This window comes from Turicibacter sp. St.80E1, from assembly GCF_059728495.1.
The window spans coordinates 1,218,247-1,236,356 of sequence record NZ_AP039386.1 but is presented as its reverse complement, the minus strand read 5'-3'; the positions used below and the strand labels follow the sequence as shown (position 1 = coordinate 1,236,356).

At 38.9% G+C, this 18,110-nt stretch carries 15 protein-coding genes; 14 read left to right on the top strand and 1 reads right to left on the bottom strand.

All coding sequences use genetic code 11. The features are described 5' to 3' along the window. Window positions 1-17 precede the first annotated feature (17 nt). The 6 genes from AC6I0I_RS06000 (at window position 18) to AC6I0I_RS05975 (ending at window position 7,304) form a co-directional block, all read left to right on the top strand. Window positions 18-623, top strand: coding sequence for a class I SAM-dependent methyltransferase (locus AC6I0I_RS06000; RefSeq protein WP_262953563.1), 606 nt, complete (start codon window positions 18-20; stop codon window positions 621-623). Between the two features lie 142 nt (window positions 624-765). Next, window positions 766-1,938 carry an MBL fold metallo-hydrolase gene (locus AC6I0I_RS05995; RefSeq protein WP_317453423.1) on the top strand — a complete coding sequence of 391 codons (1,173 nt, stop codon included), beginning with the start codon at window positions 766-768 and terminating at the stop codon, window positions 1,936-1,938. Window positions 1,939-2,070: 132 nt separating this feature from the next. Then, on the top strand, window positions 2,071-2,265 hold the full coding sequence (locus tag AC6I0I_RS05990; RefSeq protein ID WP_262953562.1) for a hypothetical protein: 195 nt from the start codon (window positions 2,071-2,073) through the stop codon (window positions 2,263-2,265). 348 nt (window positions 2,266-2,613) lie between these two features. After that, on the top strand, window positions 2,614-3,069 hold the full coding sequence (gene tnpA / locus AC6I0I_RS05985) for an IS200/IS605 family transposase (protein ID WP_161832950.1): 456 nt from the start codon (window positions 2,614-2,616) through the stop codon (window positions 3,067-3,069). A gap of 1,491 nt (window positions 3,070-4,560) precedes the next feature. Next, window positions 4,561-5,127 carry a hypothetical protein gene (locus AC6I0I_RS05980; RefSeq protein WP_262953771.1) on the top strand — a complete coding sequence of 189 codons (567 nt, stop codon included), beginning with the start codon at window positions 4,561-4,563 and terminating at the stop codon, window positions 5,125-5,127. A gap of 1,046 nt (window positions 5,128-6,173) precedes the next feature. Continuing rightward, window positions 6,174-7,304, top strand: a complete 1,131-nt coding sequence (locus AC6I0I_RS05975; protein WP_262953770.1) for a lysozyme inhibitor LprI family protein — start codon at window positions 6,174-6,176, stop codon at window positions 7,302-7,304. Between the two features lie 251 nt (window positions 7,305-7,555). On the opposite strand, the gene AC6I0I_RS05970 is transcribed toward AC6I0I_RS05975, so the two are convergent. After that, complete coding sequence (locus tag AC6I0I_RS05970) at window positions 7,556-7,924, bottom strand: hypothetical protein (RefSeq protein ID WP_161831296.1); 369 nt, start codon at window positions 7,922-7,924, stop codon at window positions 7,556-7,558. 342 nt (window positions 7,925-8,266) lie between these two features. On the opposite strand from AC6I0I_RS05970, the gene AC6I0I_RS05965 reads away from it, so the two are divergent. The 8 genes from AC6I0I_RS05965 (at window position 8,267) to AC6I0I_RS05930 (ending at window position 18,057) form a co-directional block, all read left to right on the top strand. After that, complete coding sequence (locus AC6I0I_RS05965; RefSeq protein WP_262953769.1) at window positions 8,267-8,407, top strand: hypothetical protein; 141 nt, start codon at window positions 8,267-8,269, stop codon at window positions 8,405-8,407. Window positions 8,408-8,743: 336 nt separating this feature from the next. Next, the gene (locus tag AC6I0I_RS05960) at window positions 8,744-10,018 is read left to right on the top strand and encodes a hypothetical protein (protein WP_262953768.1); all 1,275 of its coding nucleotides are present in this window, start codon (window positions 8,744-8,746) and stop codon (window positions 10,016-10,018) included. Between the two features lie 517 nt (window positions 10,019-10,535). Continuing rightward, on the top strand, window positions 10,536-10,991 hold the full coding sequence (tnpA, locus tag AC6I0I_RS05955) for an IS200/IS605 family transposase (protein WP_497993452.1): 456 nt from the start codon (window positions 10,536-10,538) through the stop codon (window positions 10,989-10,991). 493 nt (window positions 10,992-11,484) lie between these two features. Further along, window positions 11,485-12,939 carry a hypothetical protein gene (locus AC6I0I_RS05950; protein WP_262953441.1) on the top strand — a complete coding sequence of 485 codons (1,455 nt, stop codon included), beginning with the start codon at window positions 11,485-11,487 and terminating at the stop codon, window positions 12,937-12,939. Window position 12,940: 1 nt separating this feature from the next. Continuing rightward, complete coding sequence (locus AC6I0I_RS05945; RefSeq protein ID WP_262953440.1) at window positions 12,941-14,050, top strand: hypothetical protein; 1,110 nt, start codon at window positions 12,941-12,943, stop codon at window positions 14,048-14,050. Between the two features lie 1,152 nt (window positions 14,051-15,202). Continuing rightward, the gene (locus AC6I0I_RS05940; protein WP_262953439.1) at window positions 15,203-15,787 is read left to right on the top strand and encodes a thermonuclease family protein; all 585 of its coding nucleotides are present in this window, start codon (window positions 15,203-15,205) and stop codon (window positions 15,785-15,787) included. 386 nt (window positions 15,788-16,173) lie between these two features. Further along, window positions 16,174-17,622, top strand: coding sequence for a Y-family DNA polymerase (locus AC6I0I_RS05935; protein WP_161831293.1), 1,449 nt, complete (start codon window positions 16,174-16,176; stop codon window positions 17,620-17,622). Continuing rightward, complete coding sequence (locus AC6I0I_RS05930; protein WP_161831291.1) at window positions 17,623-18,057, top strand: hypothetical protein; 435 nt, start codon at window positions 17,623-17,625, stop codon at window positions 18,055-18,057. Window positions 18,058-18,110: the final 53 nt, after the last annotated feature.

Here is an 18,110-nt window from a genome sequence, read left to right as displayed (position 1 = left end):
TGAGGAGACGTTAACACATGAACAAAACGTTAGATTATTATAACCAACAAGCGTCGCTTTATAATGAAACGACGTTTTCGATAGAATTTGACCAAAAACGCGCCTTTTTCTTAAAGTATCTTCAACCGGGCGCTCATATTTTAGATTTGGGATGTGGATCTGGTCGGGATAGTCGAGCCTTTTTAGCCCAAGGGTATCGCGTGACTGCCATAGACGGTTCTATTGAACTATGTAAAATAGCGAGTGAACAATTAGGACACCCTGTTCGTTGTCAACGATTTGAAGAGCTAGACGATGAAGCTATTTATGATGGAGTATGGGCGTGTGCCTCATTACTTCATTTACCGACCCCTGTTTTAAAGGATGCGATTTATCGGGTGGAACGCGCTTTAAAACCGGGTGGGTATTTTTATGTTTCTTTTAAATATGGAACTTATGAAGGGGAGCGGGATGGACGCTACTTTAATGATTTTACCGAAGAAAAATGGAGGGATGTTTTACATGACTTCCCATCTTTAACCCTTCAAGAACTCGAGGTTACAATCGATGTCATTCCTGGACGTGAAGAGATTCGGTGGCTAAATGTCATTATGAAAAAGGCGAGTAAATTAGGAGGGAGATAACAGAGGGGAAACGTTCCAATCGGGAACGTCCCCGAAGTTACCCAATGCTAGGGGATGTTTGTCGTCTTTTTCAACCCAATGGGATTGGGGGAAGGCGAGTCGTAGTAAAGGGTTAAGATTGGAAGAGATAGGAGGAGTTTGAATGCGATGGAAGTTATGGAAAGTAAGTGGGCTTATGGTGAGCCTCCTTGTCTTTTTGAGCGGATGTCAGAATGCGGTTGATCCAGTGCCTGACGAGAAGGTTGAGGCTTTGGAACCTGTACTTGAGGAAAATACGGTCGTTGCTGATTCAGTAGAACCGGACGATGTTGAGGAGGTGCCCACGCAATCAACGGAAGTGGGGAAAATCCATTTTATCAATACGGGCAATTCAGATGCTATTTTAATTGAGAATGGCGGCGAATTTGCGATGATTGATACGGGGGATACGGATGATGATGCAACGGTGGGTGCTTATTTGAGACAGCAGGGTGTGACGCGATTGTCTTATTTAATTTTAACGCATTACCATGCGGACCATATTGGGGGAGCTGATACGGTGTTAAGGGATTTTGAGGTTGAGACGACGCTTGTTCCAAATGGTGATGCGAATACGAACGTTTATCGGGAGTATATTGAGGCACTTTCGATGAAGGGATTGAAGCCAAGTGTCCCGCTAGAAGGGGCAACCTTTCATTTAGGGGAGGCCACGCTGACGTTGTATAATACGTCAGGGGGGCACAGCAATGAAAATAATAATTCGTTAGTTGTTTTATACGAACATGGCGACGATCGGGCGTTGTTTACCGGGGATGCAGAAGCTGAAATTGAGCAGACGTTAGAGGTTGGCACAGTCGAATTGTTAAAAGTGGGCCATCACGGATCTAAAACGAGTTCAAGTTCTTCTTTTATTAATCAGCTTCGGCCGAAATATGCGGTTATTTTGACGGGGCAACCCAATCAATATGGTCATCCACATGAAGAAACATTACAATTATTTGCCTCAAAAGGAATTTTGGTTTATCGGACAGATGAACAAGGGCATCTCGTTTTTCAATCGACCGGACATGGGTTTGAAATAGCGCTCAGCCCGGGATCTTACACGCCAGGTCAAGGGCGTTTAACACCAGAGACGAACCCCTCGAATTCGCAGCCCCCTCAATATAAAGATGATAATCCCAATGGAATTTATGACCAAGAGCCAACAGGGCAACGGGAATCGTATCAAAATTGTACGAAGTTAAGAGAGGTTCATCCCGACGGCGTTCCAAAAGGGCATCCGGCGTATGAGTCGAAGCATGATCGCGATAAAGATGGCTGGGCTTGTGAGCGATAAAACCAGCTAGCTTTTATTAATCATATTTAAGAGGATAGAAGACGCGGGATTTTATGCGACTGAAAATAGTTTCATTTTGATTTAATTATGTCTAATAAAACTAGTTATAGCACGATGAGGGGAGAAATTTTATTGAAAGGTATTCATAACTTTATCCAAAAATATGGTCAATCAATCGTGACTGTAACTATGATCTTACTCATCTTCTCTATAGGCTTTGGGAAAGCGACTGTTTTAAAGAGTGTCGTTATATTTTTACTCGTTCTTTTATTAGCTTTTATGCCTGATAAGTTTTTTGACGATGAAGATAGTGATGAAAAACGTTAATTTATTGAGAGGTTTCTCGAGGTAAATAAAACAGTAAGGATGGATTTTAATAACTCGGTTTAGTTCGTATTATGTTTAACGATAGGTGGGTTATTTGGGATACTTGCTTGGAATATGAAATGAAGATAAGGACGGATCATTTAAATCGTTGACGAACGAAAGAGTGGTGAAATTTTCACCACTCTTTTACATTAGAGACTTTAGTCTGTTGAACACGCAAAGCGTGTGAAACATAAAACCACCCGCTATGCGGGTGGCGAATAAAAGTTTATAACTCCATTAAAAAATCACCTTTTTTCCTATAATAGAGTTGTTCAAGCTACTATTTTAGAAGAGAAGGTGATTTTTATGGCGAATCAAACAAATAGTTTATCGCACACAAAATGGATGTGCAAATACCATATTGTGTTTACTCCTAAGTATAGACGAAAAATAATATATAATCAATATAAAACAAGTATAAGAGATATTTTAAAACAACTTTGTGCCTATAAAGGAGTTGAAATTATTGAAGGGCATTTAATGCCAGATCATGTACATATGTTAGTAAGTATTCCACCTAAAATGAGTGTATCTAGTTTTATGGGATATTTGAAAGGAAAGAGTGCATTGATGATGTTTGATAAACATGCAAATTTGAAATACAAATTTGGAAATCGGCATTTTTGGGCAGAAGGATATTATGTCAGTACGGTTGGCCTAAATGAGGCAACGATAAGGAAATATATTCAGGATCAGGAAAAGCATGATATTGCGATGGATAAATTAAGTGTAAAAGAATATGAAGACCCCTTTAAGGGGTAGCCAGTAGAACGAACACTCCTTTAGGGGTGAGCAAAGGTGGCAATGGCAAGTAGCTTGAACAAAGTGAAAGCTAGCGCCTTGAGACGCTAGCCGGTAATCAGGGCTTATAGCCCTGGAGAAAACTACCCGTTTGACGGGTAGTTTTTATTTACCAGGTAAGATTAAGATTATTTTAAAACGGGACCTGATAATAAAGGACGTCGGATCAATACTTTTCCAATTTTTAACGATTAAGGTCTCTAAAAATTAAATTTCCGTATTTTTATCTAACAACGTTTGTTTTATAATCAGTAAAACTCAAACTAACCTATTTTTGTATTTTTCTTTGAAAAAGAGACAGAGGAGGTTAGTTTTTTTATCATGAAGTGGAACAAAGCACTTCATCCCAAAATCCCCTTCATCGTTGCCAACAGGGGCAGGATCAAGGGGATTAGAAACAGTTAAGAGATTGATAAAAATAAGATTAACAGAGGGGGATGAATAGTTCGTTTGATGAACTATTCAATATATCTTATGAGCGAATAGGCTTTGCGTGACAGTTGAAAAGAAGGTTTTTTATCAAGGTTATTTTCATTGATAGATGCCGATAGATCTTGTCGAATGCGTGCGTTAGCTGTTGGGGAATGGTTGTTAAATCGCAATTGTCGTTAGTGAGGCAACATTTCCTCTAGTTGTTGCTCGAATAGAAGAAGAGGCATTAGTCGTTGATGATGGTGATGGAATGGCTAGTGTAGCGATTAATGGCAGCGTAGTTATGATGGTACTAGACATTGAAATTTCAAAAGTGATGATGGTTATGATAATTCCGCATGAACTATAATCGGCAAGTGGAGCAGGGGCACTGAGTATCACCGTCGATGGCCGTGTAGTGATAACAGTTAATGATTCAAATATGTTCTAGGCAGCATATACAAATATCTCGATGCATGAGCCAAACGGCGGATGGTAGACAGTATTATTTGATACAGCGCACTCGTATGCTCAAACACTCTATATTGAAAACACTAATGATTTACCTATTCAAACTCAGTTAATGGTATCGCGTTGCCCTAGTATTAATTGTGCTTGTTTCTTAGGGGAACCACGAGAGGTAATTCGGATTTTGCCTTTCATAATGATACGCCTACTAGTTATGTAGGGGGCATTGTTATTAACGAATGTCTAGATCAACTTCTTGAGAATCGTGTTATCGTCATGGAATCTCACAAGTCTGTTAGAAATCCAGAGTTGTGATAATACCTGTTAAATGGATGAAAGAGCTAGAGTGCCCCTCATAGCCCTTTTTTATAGATTTATTAAGAAATTAGATAATTGTTCCCGGGTGAGAGGATGAAAAAATCCTGATGTTACATCGACAGATGCATGCTCTTTTCATCTTTATTGCGACTCGTTCGGCGATAATGTGCCAAAACGAATAAAAAAACTAAAGAGAAATTGCAATATTTTTATTTATAAAGACATAAAATGTATCGAAAAGAAGGGGGATTGGGAATGAAAAAGTACTGGTATGTTTTTGTCGCTTTGTTTGTTTGCCTCGTGTCATTGCTGTCGGTATATTTCATCGTTTCGCTTGACGCTTATGATCCTGATGCGCCTGAGGACGAAAAGTTAATTCAAAGGTACGAAAAAGAAGTAGGGTCTGAAATTGATGTTATTTATGACTTTGTTGAGGATACAGGCGATTCCTTTAGCTATTGGATTGATCATGAAAATAGAACCATCACTGATCATGTGACCTTACGTTACTCGATGGAAAATCTGACCGATGAACAAAAGGATAGCCTCGCACGCTTATCCTTAGAACTTGCAACGTTACAGTATGAAAAAAATAAGTGGGCGATAAGAAAAGATTTTCCCGGCTATACGCATACAGTCGAGGTGCTAGTGATTAACAATAGCGATCATATTTATAATTTGCACTACGACTACGATGTCCTCCGTCAAACCATTACAGACGCAAATCGTGAGATGTCTGAGGCCTCTCAATCCATGGACCAATTTTCAATACAATATATCGAGGATCACCACACGACATTGTATTGGCGTAATTATTATTAACGGCTGAGTAAAGAAGCTTTTTTGGGGGAGGAAGAGTAAATTTTGCGTTCATACTAGGAGGTTTTGTGTTCAAATAGAAACACCGTTGTAGGAAGTGGCACCACTCACCACCTGTGAGGAGACTAAGAGTCATGAGTTTAAAGAAATGAAGATGATTTTGATTTAGAACAAGCCGAGTTATTGTTAAGTGAATTGGATTCGTTTTTTTCGGAAAAAGAGATAGAGGATGATTCAATATTGACGAGATTTGAAAACTTAGGGAAGTCATTGTGCATGGGAGCACGAGATGAAAATCAATACAAGAATTAAGGCGGAATGATTCCGCTTTTTTTTATGCTGTTTAGAGCATCAAACGGCTATCAATCACGTGGTCGCAGGCGTAGGAGGACTTCCGTTATCATGAAATTTCTTCTTTAAAGCGTGAGAAGCTTTTTTAAAAATATAAAAATTAGATAATTCTCTAAATAACGGAGAGGATGAAAATCCAAAAGGGATGGGAAGAACTAAAAATTCTACGATGAATAGCCCACAGAACGCTTAACGTCTCCTTATTATTTCCATTATAAGGATTTTAAAAACGAGCAGAAGACTTCTCATCATGCCTTTATTTTTCAACAACTGCTATTCATTGTTTTTTACGTGTTTGAAAGGGTTCTTTTGAAAAAATGATCATAAGTCATATTGAGGGTGCAAAAAACATAAAATTATCATGTGTTTCGACTCACTGTAGGGATAGGATGAGAAGTGATCTGATGATCATATTCGAACGAGAAATTTAAAAATTTGACGAGCAAGGAGGAGCTTTATCGGGCTTCAACAGGGATGTGGCGTGAAAATGATCGTACTATAAATGAGTTTAATAAAGTAGCTGTGAGTTAAATGGGGGATCTCAGGATGGATACAAAGATAGGGTGGGAGGAAATAGAAGTACTCATTGAAGCAATGAACTGCATTAAATCTGGAATCAAGCGCTATTTACTTTAAGATGAAGTTCTTCCTATCGGATGAATATGCCGATAGGTGAAATGTAAAAGGGAGGCGAAGAGATGGTTAAAAAAGTTTTAGTTGCATGCTTACTTCTAACCTTGATGGGATGTCAAAGGCTTAGGGACGAGGTCGTAGAAAGATTAGGGCATCCCAAACAGGAGCAAAGTGAATTGAAAGAGTCAACTAAGGAAGTTAAGGAAAGAAAAGAGATCACACAAAATTTAACGAATTCTGATTTACAGCAGTTAAATGTTTATTTGAGTCATTTAAGTAATAGTGGGTTTGAAACGTATAATAAAGAAAATCTCAATCATGATCAACTATTAGAGTTCGGCCTTTGGTTATATCTAGGAAACATGGTGAAAGTAGAATCTAAAGAAATAGATGGCGTTTATTATAGTGTTTTTAATTATGATGAGTTTAGCCATAAAATAAGTCAATATTTTGATTGTGAATTAGAGAAAAAAGGCAACGATGAATGGCTGTTTCAAGATAATAATTATTATCATCCGTTATTAGAAAGCGAATATCCGCTCAATACGGTCACTCAAGTTGATCGTATATATGATAATGGGGATAATAGCTTTTTAGTTGAAGGGCTGGTTTATCGATTTGAATCATCTATGGACACTCATATTTATGAACAGTATTTGCAACCCAAATCCACATGGAGTCCTTCAATGGAAAGTGAATTAATCGGAAATATCACGACCACGCTCGTTTATTCAGATAAATTAAACCATTATGTTATTGAAGATTATCAAGCTAAGTATTATCCGAGCGACGAAGGGGTAGAGAGTGAATCGAGCAATAACGAAGAATTCTCCTATAGCTATAAAAAGGACTACCTAGATAAACTAGACTTTATAGAAGAAGGCATGAGTGATTTAGATTACCTCTATGATAGTGGAACAACAGTCGACTTCGTTGAGGCAGAAGGAACACGCCTTAAAAGATGGGATGACATGCTAAATGAAATATATAGCTTATTAAAAACTCAACTTACAGAAAGTGAGATGAAAGAATTAAAGAGTAAACAACTAGCTTGGATCGAATATCGAGATAAGACTGCTGAGAATGAAGCAAATGCAGCAGGGGGCGGATCATTAACGACCGTCGTCTACAATAGCACATTAGCTACCCTTACAAAAGAACGATGTTATGAATTAGTAAACACCTACCTCCAATAGATTTAATGTCAATACGAATAAGGGACGATGAACGAACTATCGCTAACGAGAAGATCAAATGAGAGGAAATGACGCCGATAGTTTAAGGATTAAACTTGAACTTGCATCAAGCACTCATCCGTCCTCGTTTTTCAGATTTATAAAAAAACAACGGGTTCTGGGAAAGAGGAATCCGTTGTTTAATAAAAGACGTTTATGGGGAATAAACGTCTTTTTTAATCTAAGAAATTTAGGAAGAGTTAAAAAGTTAGCTAGCAACTTTCTTTTGCTGTTTTCATCGCCTCGTTTAAATGGGCCAATATGATGTTCATCGCGCGAATCAGATTAGAAAAGCGGGTATAGGTGGAACTCCCTTCTTTCGCGCGACTAAGGCCTGACGTACTCTTATTTTTGATAGAGGTAATTTGGGCAATCGCTTGCTCTAGATCCTCCTTTGAATAGGAACATGTTTTATTGAGTAGAAGATTCTGGGCGATGTATAAAGCCTTAATCCTGTTTTTAGAGAGCGAAAATGAAGGAGAACCCTCCTTTAATTTAGGCTGTATTTTTTCACAATTCACAATCGATGATTCAATAACTTTTAAAGTGTCCTTCATTTGTTGTTCTGTCAATGAATCCATCACGGTATCCTCCTTTATTGAAATGTCCCTCTATTATAACAAACATACGCACTTCAAGCGATGTTATGAGGTGGGTTAGTTTTTATGTTGAAGAAAGGTGCCACCTATTAGAAAGCAAATCTCCTCAATCGTTGCGAGTTACCAAGCGATGATCTAGGATAATCTAGTCCTCCTTTGCTAGGACTTATAATAGTTAGGAGGGGTGAAGAGTGTGTTTTAAGTGTTTTTTTCACGAATTTAACAGTCTATAATACCAGGTAAAATTATATACTTTAAACGAATAGTTTAGGACTGATATAACAGATTCTAGTTGATGAAGTTACTTGAAAGGATAGGTGAGGAGTGTCAAAGGAGGTATCGTTTATAAAAAAAGCAGGATATCAAGCTAACTGGATTAATAATTACAAAGGAGATAACTTCATTCTCAACTCATTGGATATCTTAAGTTTCGAGATTTCAAATGTCGTTATTGATGAGCAATGAGCGAGTCAGAGGGAGTGCTGTACTAGTGTATCGGGTAGTATAAAGCCAATTCGCCTTTTATATTTGATCAATTGTCCTGAAAATATTTGAAGGTTAAACTAAATTTGAAGAAGACGTGAGCATAAAATTAAATATATAAAAGGAAAAAAGAACACTACAAACCGACTATTGAATATATGATGTACAGAAAAGAAACTGCGTAGCCGGATATAATTTGTTGATAATTTTGTTGCCTGAGATCCAAGAGTGTGAAAGTTTATTTAAGGGGGGAGACATTTCACGCATTTATGGAATCTATCGATTCTCTTATAGAATGAAAATGGGGGTGCGTTCAATATGGAATATGTAATTATAGGAATAGTCATTTCGGTGGCAGTCGCTATAGGTGTGATGATTTTCTTGAAATCAAAAGAAAATACATCTGCTATAGTACCGGAGCGTTTTGAGCAAGACGAAGAAAAAGCGACAGCTCAGCCGATTCCGACAGAATGTAACTTACAGGAACTTGTTATTCAACTGGAGATGTTACCTGTCGAGGACATCCCGGATGAAAATAAGCTTGTCGAAATCACTGATAGCAGGGTGTTGGCTCATGTCGATAATCTGATTCCCGGATTGGTTCAAGTGGGAAATCTCGCTAATAATGCGAAACAGGCAATTCAAGCTAATAGTCAGGTTCTGTATAAAGCTGTTATCCCGACCGGCGCAAAACTAGCCAATTCAAAGGAGTTGGAAGGCGCCGTTCGAGGGTTTTATCATGGTGCCAATGGTATTGGCGGTCATGCAAATTTTGCCCCCGTTAAGGCTCCAAAAGGTGCAGTTGTAGCGAATACTGCAGCAGCGGCTATGGGTGTGGCTTCTATGATTGTTGGGCAGTATTACATGACACAGATTAATGCCGAACTTGGTGAAATTAGTGACGAAATTTCCAAGATTATAAATTTCCTGGACAACGAGTACCGTAGCAGGGTGTTCTCGCTAGTAGCCCATGTGAAGGAGATTGCGGATTTTCAAGTTGAAATCGTTGAGAACAATGAACTGAGACTTTCGAAGATTTCACAGCTTGCTCGTCTTCAAGAAGAATGTGCACAACTTCTCGGACAAGCTAACTTTGCACTTATGGGATATACTAACAAAAGCGACCTGGATTATGCTACTTATGAAAAGGAACTTTCTGAAGTCCAGAAGTGGTATGGGTATCAGAAGGCACTACTGGATGTGCTTTTTACGATATCAGAACTGCGTTACACCTTGCACTTGGGTACAGAATCCAGAGAAAGCTGTATTTCTGTACTAGATACATGTATAAGTCAGGTTTCTGAAGCAAAGAAATGTTTAACCGAGTGGCATGAGACTACTGCCAAACGACTAGGGATTGATATGTTTAACGTACGCCGTAAAAGGGATGGCTTCGATGGAGTAGTTCATTTTCTTCCGGGTCTGTTCAACGATAATCAGAAGTTTAAATCTATTAAAGAGAGTACCGCAAAAATGATAACGACCCAGTCTGCTAGCGATGTGTATACATATGACACCTCGGATTTGTATGCCAAAGATGTTCAACTGATATCTAAGGGCGACAAGTTGTATTATTTACCAACAGAGGATTAAGACGAGGAAGTTGCTTTATTAGTAAGAATGGGAAAACTTTGTTGTGGGGGTGGAATCTTTGATAGAAGATGCTCAAAATTAGAGAAAAGGATTTTTCTGCATGGATGATGGCTCATAAACGTTCATGGATATACGCATCTGAATCTGGTGACAACTTTTCAGAGGGCAGTAATCTGAAGAATACGTTAGGGGGATATGGTAAAGCAGAGAGTAGAAAATCACGGGGTGATGGAATTCCTTACGCATTTAACAGACTAAGTACTCACCTGTGCACATGATGGGGATTGGCTAAAATATGATTGAATAATGAGAAAGTGCCTCATCGCTGACACATTGCCAGCAGTGAGGCACTTCTTTATGTTAGAGACTTTAGTCTGTTGAACACGCAAAGCGTGTGAAACATAAAACCACCCTTTATGGGGGTGGCGAATAAAAGTTTATAACCCCATTAAAAAATCACCTTTTTTTCTATAATAGAGTTGTTCAAGCTACTATTTTAGAAGAGAAGGTGATTTTTATGGCGAATCAAACAAATAGTTTATCGCACACAAAATGGATGTGCAAATACCATATTGTGTTTACTCCTAAGTATAGACGAAAAATAATATATAATCAATATAAAACAAGTATAAGAGATATTTTAAAACAACTTTGTGCCTATAAAGGAGTTGAAATGATTAAAGGGCATTTAATGCCAGATCATGTCCATATGTTAGTAAGTATTCCACCTAAGATGAGTGTATCCAGTTTTATGGGATATTTGAAAGGAAAGAGTACGTTGATAATGTTTGATAAACATGCAAATTTGAAATACAAATTTGGAAATCGGCATTTTTGGGCAGAAGGATATTATGTCAGTACGGTTGGCCTAAATGAGGCAACGATAAGGAAATATATTCAGGATCAGGAAAAGCATGATATTGCGATGGATAAATTAAGTGTAAAAGAATATGAGGCCCCCTTTAAGGGATAGCCAGTAGAACGAGCACTCCTTTAGAGGTGAGCAAAGGTAGCAATGGCAAATAGCTTGAACAAAGTGAAAGCTAGTGCCTTGAGACGCTAGCCGGTAATCAGGGCTTATAGCCCTGGAGAAAACTACCCGTTTGATGGGTAGTTTTTATTTTGTGGGATGCATGTTTTGAAAAGGGGACTTTGTATCAAAGTTATCCTTAATAAAGATAGTCACAAGATTTATCAGACATCGGTGCCATTGCTTACTAGGATAGATTTCTTAAACAAGGAAACTACCGTTTATAGACTGGGTCTATTTCTTCCAATCAAAATAATCGAAATCTAACCATACAATCCTCACTCATACATGACATACTATCGTATGTCATGAGCGGTGAGGATTGTATTTGTGTTATTATTATAAAGAATAAATTAAAATATAAGATTTTTTACTTTATACCACTATTTAATACATAGTTTATATTAAATTAAATAGTATAGAGAGGAGTGATAAAATGGATGATGTTATCGTAAGAAAAGGAGTCAAATCGAATATTTTTCTTGATTTGAATATTGATGAGAGTGGTTTTGAATTTTCTACATCTATTGCAGATGCTTTGGAGCAGGCAGAAAATGAACTTACCACTTTAAATGAAACGATTAAATCTATAAAAGATTTAAAGCCAAACTGTGACAAATTAGATTATATTTTGGCTGCGAGTTCTGGCGCGTTGTGTGGCGTTATTGACATTTTTTTAGTTGGTAAACCTGGAGAATCTCCTCTTGGTGAGATTACAGATAAGTGGTTTGCCAATAGAACAATGGATTTTGCAAAACTATGCCACCCAAAACATAAGGATTTTGATAGCCTTGAATCAGCACTGAGATTTCTTGAAAAAGAATTTAAAGTTCCTTATGATCAGACGGGACTTGGTGATACAGGAAAGGTAGTATATGACTTAAATGCAAAGAACCATCATTTCAAGTCACTTGCTCATAACCCAAGTTTACTTGGCTTATTTTTCTCAATAATTGACCAATTCACTAATTCATCGCATTTCGTAAGTGACGGTCAACTTATATCTTTGGAAAAGGCAGATGAGAAGTGGGAATTGCGCGGTAACAACATATCGAGTAAATTGTTCTGTGGATTTACAAATTGGATAGGACATCTTATTTCGGATGTTTCTGGTTCACAATCAAGTGCAAGAGCTGGAAAACGTGGAATGGGAATTCCATCACCGCTATGGACATGGACAAATAATATCATCGCAATAAAAGCAAAATTAAATTTACCTGTAATAGAAACAGATAAAGCAATGAACCAACTGGCTTTGGATATTTTTAAAGAAGGTTATGATGCTCGTTTCCAAACTACACAGGCTATTCCTGTCTTTATAAATGAGATGCTTGTTAGACTCATATATTCCGTAAGACGTCTCTTCAAGTATTTCTCAGACACAAGAAAAGAAGAGCGTTCAGTTTCACTTATGTGGCAAAGATGTGAGCCGTTTTCAAATCCAACAGTTAAGAGAATGTTAACTATCGCACATGGAACCTTTTGTTTAGTTGATATTGGAGATGCTGTAGGTAGGTCCTTCGTAGTGGGAGGAGGTACTTTTAATGCCGTTGAATTTGTTTTGCGCCTAAATGTTGTAGGAGTTGGCAGATTTGCTATATCGTTATATGGGGAAACAACGCGAGCATTTTCATATAATTTCGCTAAAAAAGAGGCTGATTTTGCATCAAGAGAAACAGTTATTGTTAAGAACTACATCGAAGGGCTTAAAATTCTGGCACTAAAATATGACGACAAGTTTCTTCTAATGTTTATTGATGATTTCCAGAAAAGTGATGCGTATACAGAAGCCTTTGAAAAAAGCGTCAGCTTAGCAAAATTAAGAGATGTTCCTTCAGACAAAATACTAAAAGATAAAGCTGCTATTGATAGATATTTTGGAGGAGAATAATATGGGAAAAAAATTATCTAAACTTAAGATTGCACAACAGCAAGCAGAGGCTGCTGTTAAAAACACAAATGAAAAAATCGAGGAGTTAGGTCACAATACCAATGTTTTATATACATCGTTGAACACCATTCAATCATTGTTTGATCGGATTCGAAATGTTCCTAAGGAAGAGAGGTTAAAATACGAAAAACTTAAGGCAATTAGATTAGATTGGAAGCAACAAGCAGAAAATATTGAAATAGAATATAAGAAGGCTGAGGTTAAAGCAACCGGACAGGCGGCTGCCGGTGTTGGTGCTGGTGTTGCTGTTGCTGCACTTGGGCCTACAGCAGCTATGGGGATTGCAACAACATTTGGTGTTGCATCTACAGGTACTGCAATATCTACATTAAGTGGTGCTGCAGCTACTAATGCTGCATTAGCCTGGTTAGGTGGTGGTGCATTGACTGCTGGTGGCGGAGGAATGGCTGCTGGAAGTGCGTTATTAGCACTTGCAGGTCCTGTAGGCTGGACAATAGCAGGTATTTCTGTTGTTGCAAGTGGATTGATGGTTCTTAAGACAAAAAGTGATAAAGAGAGATTGGAAGACATCTTTACACTTATTAGTAAAAGAGATATCAAATCTTATGAACTTGCAATTGTAGAGTTAGGTGAACGTATAGATAGAATAAAAAACGAAGGAATCAAATTAGCAGAAGCTATCATTAAAATCGAGTCATTTGGTACAGAATACAATCAGATGTCTGAGTCACAGCAATATGAGTTAGGTGCATATGTCAATCTCATGGAAGCCTCTACTATGTTATTAATTAATCCAATTATGGGATTGAGACCTAAGTATACGGAAGAAGATTTTGAAAAACTCTGTGCATCTGAAACTGCTATTTTAAAAAGCTATTTTGTCAATCATAAAAGTATGGTTATTTCACTTTCTAATCTGCTATACAAAATTGAACTTAATGATAAAGATAAAAAGCTGCTTTATAAGTCGCTAAAGAAAAACAAAGAATTTATGGAGTCAATTAATATGACAAAAAAAGAATTTGATGTTGACGATTTGTATATGATTGAGCGAGCTTTGAACCACAGATATAAAACAAGTACATATTAATAGAATGCCTTTTAACACAAAAAGATAATCCTCACCACCGTAATGATAATTAATAGAAAAATAGCAGGCTATTGATTCTGCTATTTTTCAAATTTCATATTTCTTAATATTGCAATTGCTGAATTCTATATAAGTAAGCAACGTAAATCACGACTAGAGGAGCATGGTTTATTTGAGCTTGATTTACTTGATTTTGAATACTAATCATGCATTCGCATCATTAGCCTTTTTCTTATGAGTTTTATTAGAGGTAAACATAGAAAAATCCCCATTCTTGTTGTTGGGCGGTAACAAGAATGGAGATTGAAAACGATTAAGGGATTGATAAAAATAAGATTAACAGAGGGTGATGAATCAATCGCTTGGCGATCGATTCAATATATTTTATGCTTCTGCTACCGTTTCGTGAGTGTCATCGGGCTCCTTTTTTTACTGTTCATATTCGTCTTCATCGTCGTCTTCATATTCAATCACACAAGGGTATCTCATGATCCGAACACCCATGAAGAGGTTGAGACAACTTATGGCGCCCCAAAATATATCCCATGCGGATGGGGTAGTAAACAATTTGGGAATCCGTAGGATAAGACAAAAAATACTTAATAGGATGATCATCATCCCCATTCGTTTGTTAGACAATGACTGATACCTCTCTTTTCTAAATGCTTGTTCATTTCATTTTATCATAATTTGGCGATTTAGGGTACCATTGTAGGTAGGCGAGTTCAATTAATCTGTTTATTTGGATGACGTTGGTGCGGGGGGATGAATAGGGAGTGTCGGCAGGTTGTTTGACGATGGTGTAGGGGGGACTGTCGGGTTCTTTTTTTGAGTGGCAACCCGGCTTGTTGATGCGCTTTTTTAACCGCTAGGTTGAGAGAAGCCTCCCTGAATCAAAGAAGAAGGTTCATCGCTAGATTCGAGAGGATTTTTTGGGGAAGATATGATTCGTGATTCAAACAAGAGAGCGGATAAGTGGGGGAATCGAATTTCACAAGAAAAGTCATCTGGTGAACAAGCCTCCTCATCTTCAATGAAAAAAATGATTGAATTTGACGAAAAACATATTAAAATAGACATATTGGTGCTTTATTGAAGGAGTGCAACAAGATGTTACGCCATAAAATGGCGGTTTAGGAGAGTAGGTAAAGAATGAGTCGTCAGAAATTGAATGTGAAAAAGCTAGCTAAAGTTAAGAAGCGATATGGCTTAATCGGGGTCATTTTTGTTATCGTGGCAACCCTGGCCGGTAGTTATGTTGAAGATTATCTTTCTTCACGGTCTGCGGCGTCGCTTCAAGTGTTTGAAACGAATGGGATTGAACTTGAGCCGGTGATTTTAAAACGTGTCGTCGATGGGGATACGTTAGTCGTGACGAATGCAAATCGGGAGGAGGTTCGAGTTCGCCTCATCGGAATGGATACGCCTGAAAGTGTGCATCCGGATCAAAAAAAAAATACGGAAGCGGGCGAGTTGGCGAGCCAGTACACGAAGTCATTGTTAACCGTTGGACAAACGCTATATTTGGAGTATGATGTTCAAAAAACGGATCGTTATCATCGCGTGCTAGCCTATGTGTGGTTAACAGATGATGTCAATCCAGATGATATCGCCACGAACATGTTAAATGCGAAATTGGTGGCTGACGGCTATGCGGTGGCGAAAGAGTTTAAGCCGAATGTCAAATATTCGAGCCTTTTAAAACAGTTAGAATCAGCCGCGAACAACGAGCGCTAAATCGGTGATTATAGACTGAAAATCATCGTCAAAAGGTTCATCGTCCGATGGAGGGCGGTGGGCTTTTTTTATTTATCTCATCGGTAAATACGACCATTATTTAGAAAAACCATGAAGGAACGAATTTTTTACTGAGGGTAATCTAACTTGTGACCCACGGGATGCTTCCTATGAAACGAGACAATGTAATCGGGCATTATTTTTTAACCTAGGAACGTCGGAAACGTTTCAAACGACCATAAAACTATAGCGAGAGACCTTTATTCAAGGCGATGGGAACTTTTTACAATCGCTACCTGCTGGGGAAATGTGGCGAATAATCATAAAAAGAGATTGAACATTTGTTCGAATTTGTTTATAATAAAGGAAGAAAAGGAGGGAATTGGATGAAACAGCGGGTGTATATGGCGATTGATTTGAAAAGTTTTTATGCTTCGGTGGAATGTCGTGAACGCGGTCTCAATCCGATGACGACCCATTTAGTTGTTGCCGATGAAGGTCGGAGTGAGAAAACGATTTGTCTAGCGGTCACTCCCTCGCTCAAATCATTAGGCCTTTCGGGGCGTCCGCGTTTGTTTGAGGTCGAGCAAAAAGTTCAAGAGGCAAATGCCATCCGTAAACAAAGAGCCCGTTGTTCATGTTTGACGCAGGCCTCATCTGATGCCCGAGCATTGAGGGCATCGCCTGAACTGGCGATTTCCTATATCGTTGCCACGCCAAGAATGGCTTACTATTTGGAGTATAGTACCCGAATTTACGAGGTGTATTTGAAGTATATCGCACCGGAAGACATTCATGTGTATAGTATTGACGAGGTGTTTATCGATGCCACCGACTACTTAACACTTTACCAAATGACGGCGCACGAGTTAGCAAGGACCATCATTCACGACGTTTTAAAGACAACTGGCATTACGGCAACTGCCGGGATAGGCCCTAATTTGTACTTATGTAAAGTTGCGATGGACATTGTCGCGAAGAAGATGCCTCCCGATGCCTTTGGCGTGCGGATTGCTGAGCTTGATGAAACATCTTATCGAACCTTATTGTGGCATCATCGTCCGCTCACGTCATTTTGGCGGGTTGGAAAAGGTTATGCCGCTAAACTGGAGGCCCATGGGATGTATACGATGGGGGATGTGGCTCGGATGTCGTTAACTGAGCGCGGGGAACAATTGCTGTATCACCTATTTGGTGTGAATGCCGAACTCCTGATTGATCACGCATGGGGTGTTGAGTCGTGTACCATGGCGGATATTAAAGCCTATGAACCTAAACATCACAGCATCAGCTCGGGTCAAATTCTACCGACAGGGTATCCGATTAATAAAGCACGATTAGTCGTCCGCGAAATGGTCGAATCTCTCGTGTTTGAGTTGCTCGAAAAGGGACTCGTGACTCCTTCCGTTGGATTAACCCTTTGTTACGATTCCACGCGCGGTGTTCCTAACGCAAGTCGAGGCACTAAAAAATTGGCGTCGTACACGTCTTCGACCCGATTACTGAAGCAGGCCGTGACCACTTTATTTGATGATATCGTGGATCAAAGACAACGTGTTCGTCGAGTATCTCTTGTTTTTTCTGAAGTGAGGAACGCGCAAGAAATTAACGACGCTCCTGTGGTTCAACAACTCGATTTATTTACAAACGTTCAGGTGTTGCAACAAAAGGAGCAAGAACAGGAGGCAGACCGCCAAAAGGAACGTCGGCAACAAGAGGCAATGTTACAGATCCGTCAGAAGTTTGGAAAGAACGCCATTTTAAAAGGAATGAATCTCGAAGAAGGAGCTACTGGAAGAGATCGCAATAATCAAATAGGAGGACATCGCGCTTAAATGACAACGAATCATTATCAAGATATCATTCATCTTTCTTATCGCAAATCAACCCGCCGCCCTCAGATGACGAATAGGCAGCGGGCGGCTCAATTCGCGCCTTTTGCTGCCTTGACAGGACATGAGGCCGCCATAAAAGAAGTTGCGCGACTAACCGATGCAAAAGTTGAATTAGATGAAACACGGATAGGGGCGCTTCATGCCGCCCTTCATACGGTTGCTTTAACAATAAAGAACGCGCCTTTAGTCAAGGTGACGTATTTTAAGCCCGATGATAAAAAAGGAGGAGGCGCCTATGTGACCGTTCAAGAACGCGTGCGAAAAATTGATGCGTATCACCAACAGCTCGTGTTTAAATCGGGTGCTTTTATTCCCATTACGGACATCTTCACCATCGAATGTCTCGATCCGGTGCATGAAGGCTCGCTTGACTAAGACCCGACCGTTCATTTGATTTGACTGGGGGATGAAGGTCATCACGTTGGGTA

What these genes read in the sequence shown, in the direction of transcription:
- AC6I0I_RS05935 (WP_161831293.1), top strand. Translation starts at nt 16,174, where the DNA reads ATGAAACAGCGGGTGTATATGGCGATTGATTTGAAAAGTTTTTATGCT.
- AC6I0I_RS05995 (WP_317453423.1), top strand. Translation starts at nt 766, where the DNA reads ATGCGATGGAAGTTATGGAAAGTAAGTGGGCTTATGGTGAGCCTCCTT.
- AC6I0I_RS05970 (WP_161831296.1), bottom strand. Translation starts at nt 7,924, where the DNA reads ATGGATTCATTGACAGAACAACAAATGAAGGACACTTTAAAAGTTATT.
- AC6I0I_RS05975 (WP_262953770.1), top strand. Translation starts at nt 6,174, where the DNA reads ATGGTTAAAAAAGTTTTAGTTGCATGCTTACTTCTAACCTTGATGGGA.
- AC6I0I_RS05950 (WP_262953441.1), top strand. Translation starts at nt 11,485, where the DNA reads ATGGATGATGTTATCGTAAGAAAAGGAGTCAAATCGAATATTTTTCTT.
- AC6I0I_RS05960 (WP_262953768.1), top strand. Translation starts at nt 8,744, where the DNA reads ATGGAATATGTAATTATAGGAATAGTCATTTCGGTGGCAGTCGCTATA.
- AC6I0I_RS05945 (WP_262953440.1), top strand. Translation starts at nt 12,941, where the DNA reads ATGGGAAAAAAATTATCTAAACTTAAGATTGCACAACAGCAAGCAGAG.
- tnpA (WP_161832950.1), top strand. Translation starts at nt 2,614, where the DNA reads ATGGCGAATCAAACAAATAGTTTATCGCACACAAAATGGATGTGCAAA.
- AC6I0I_RS06000 (WP_262953563.1), top strand. Translation starts at nt 18, where the DNA reads ATGAACAAAACGTTAGATTATTATAACCAACAAGCGTCGCTTTATAAT.
- tnpA (WP_497993452.1), top strand. Translation starts at nt 10,536, where the DNA reads ATGGCGAATCAAACAAATAGTTTATCGCACACAAAATGGATGTGCAAA.
- AC6I0I_RS05930 (WP_161831291.1), top strand. Translation starts at nt 17,623, where the DNA reads ATGACAACGAATCATTATCAAGATATCATTCATCTTTCTTATCGCAAA.
- AC6I0I_RS05940 (WP_262953439.1), top strand. Translation starts at nt 15,203, where the DNA reads ATGAGTCGTCAGAAATTGAATGTGAAAAAGCTAGCTAAAGTTAAGAAG.
- AC6I0I_RS05980 (WP_262953771.1), top strand. Translation starts at nt 4,561, where the DNA reads ATGAAAAAGTACTGGTATGTTTTTGTCGCTTTGTTTGTTTGCCTCGTG.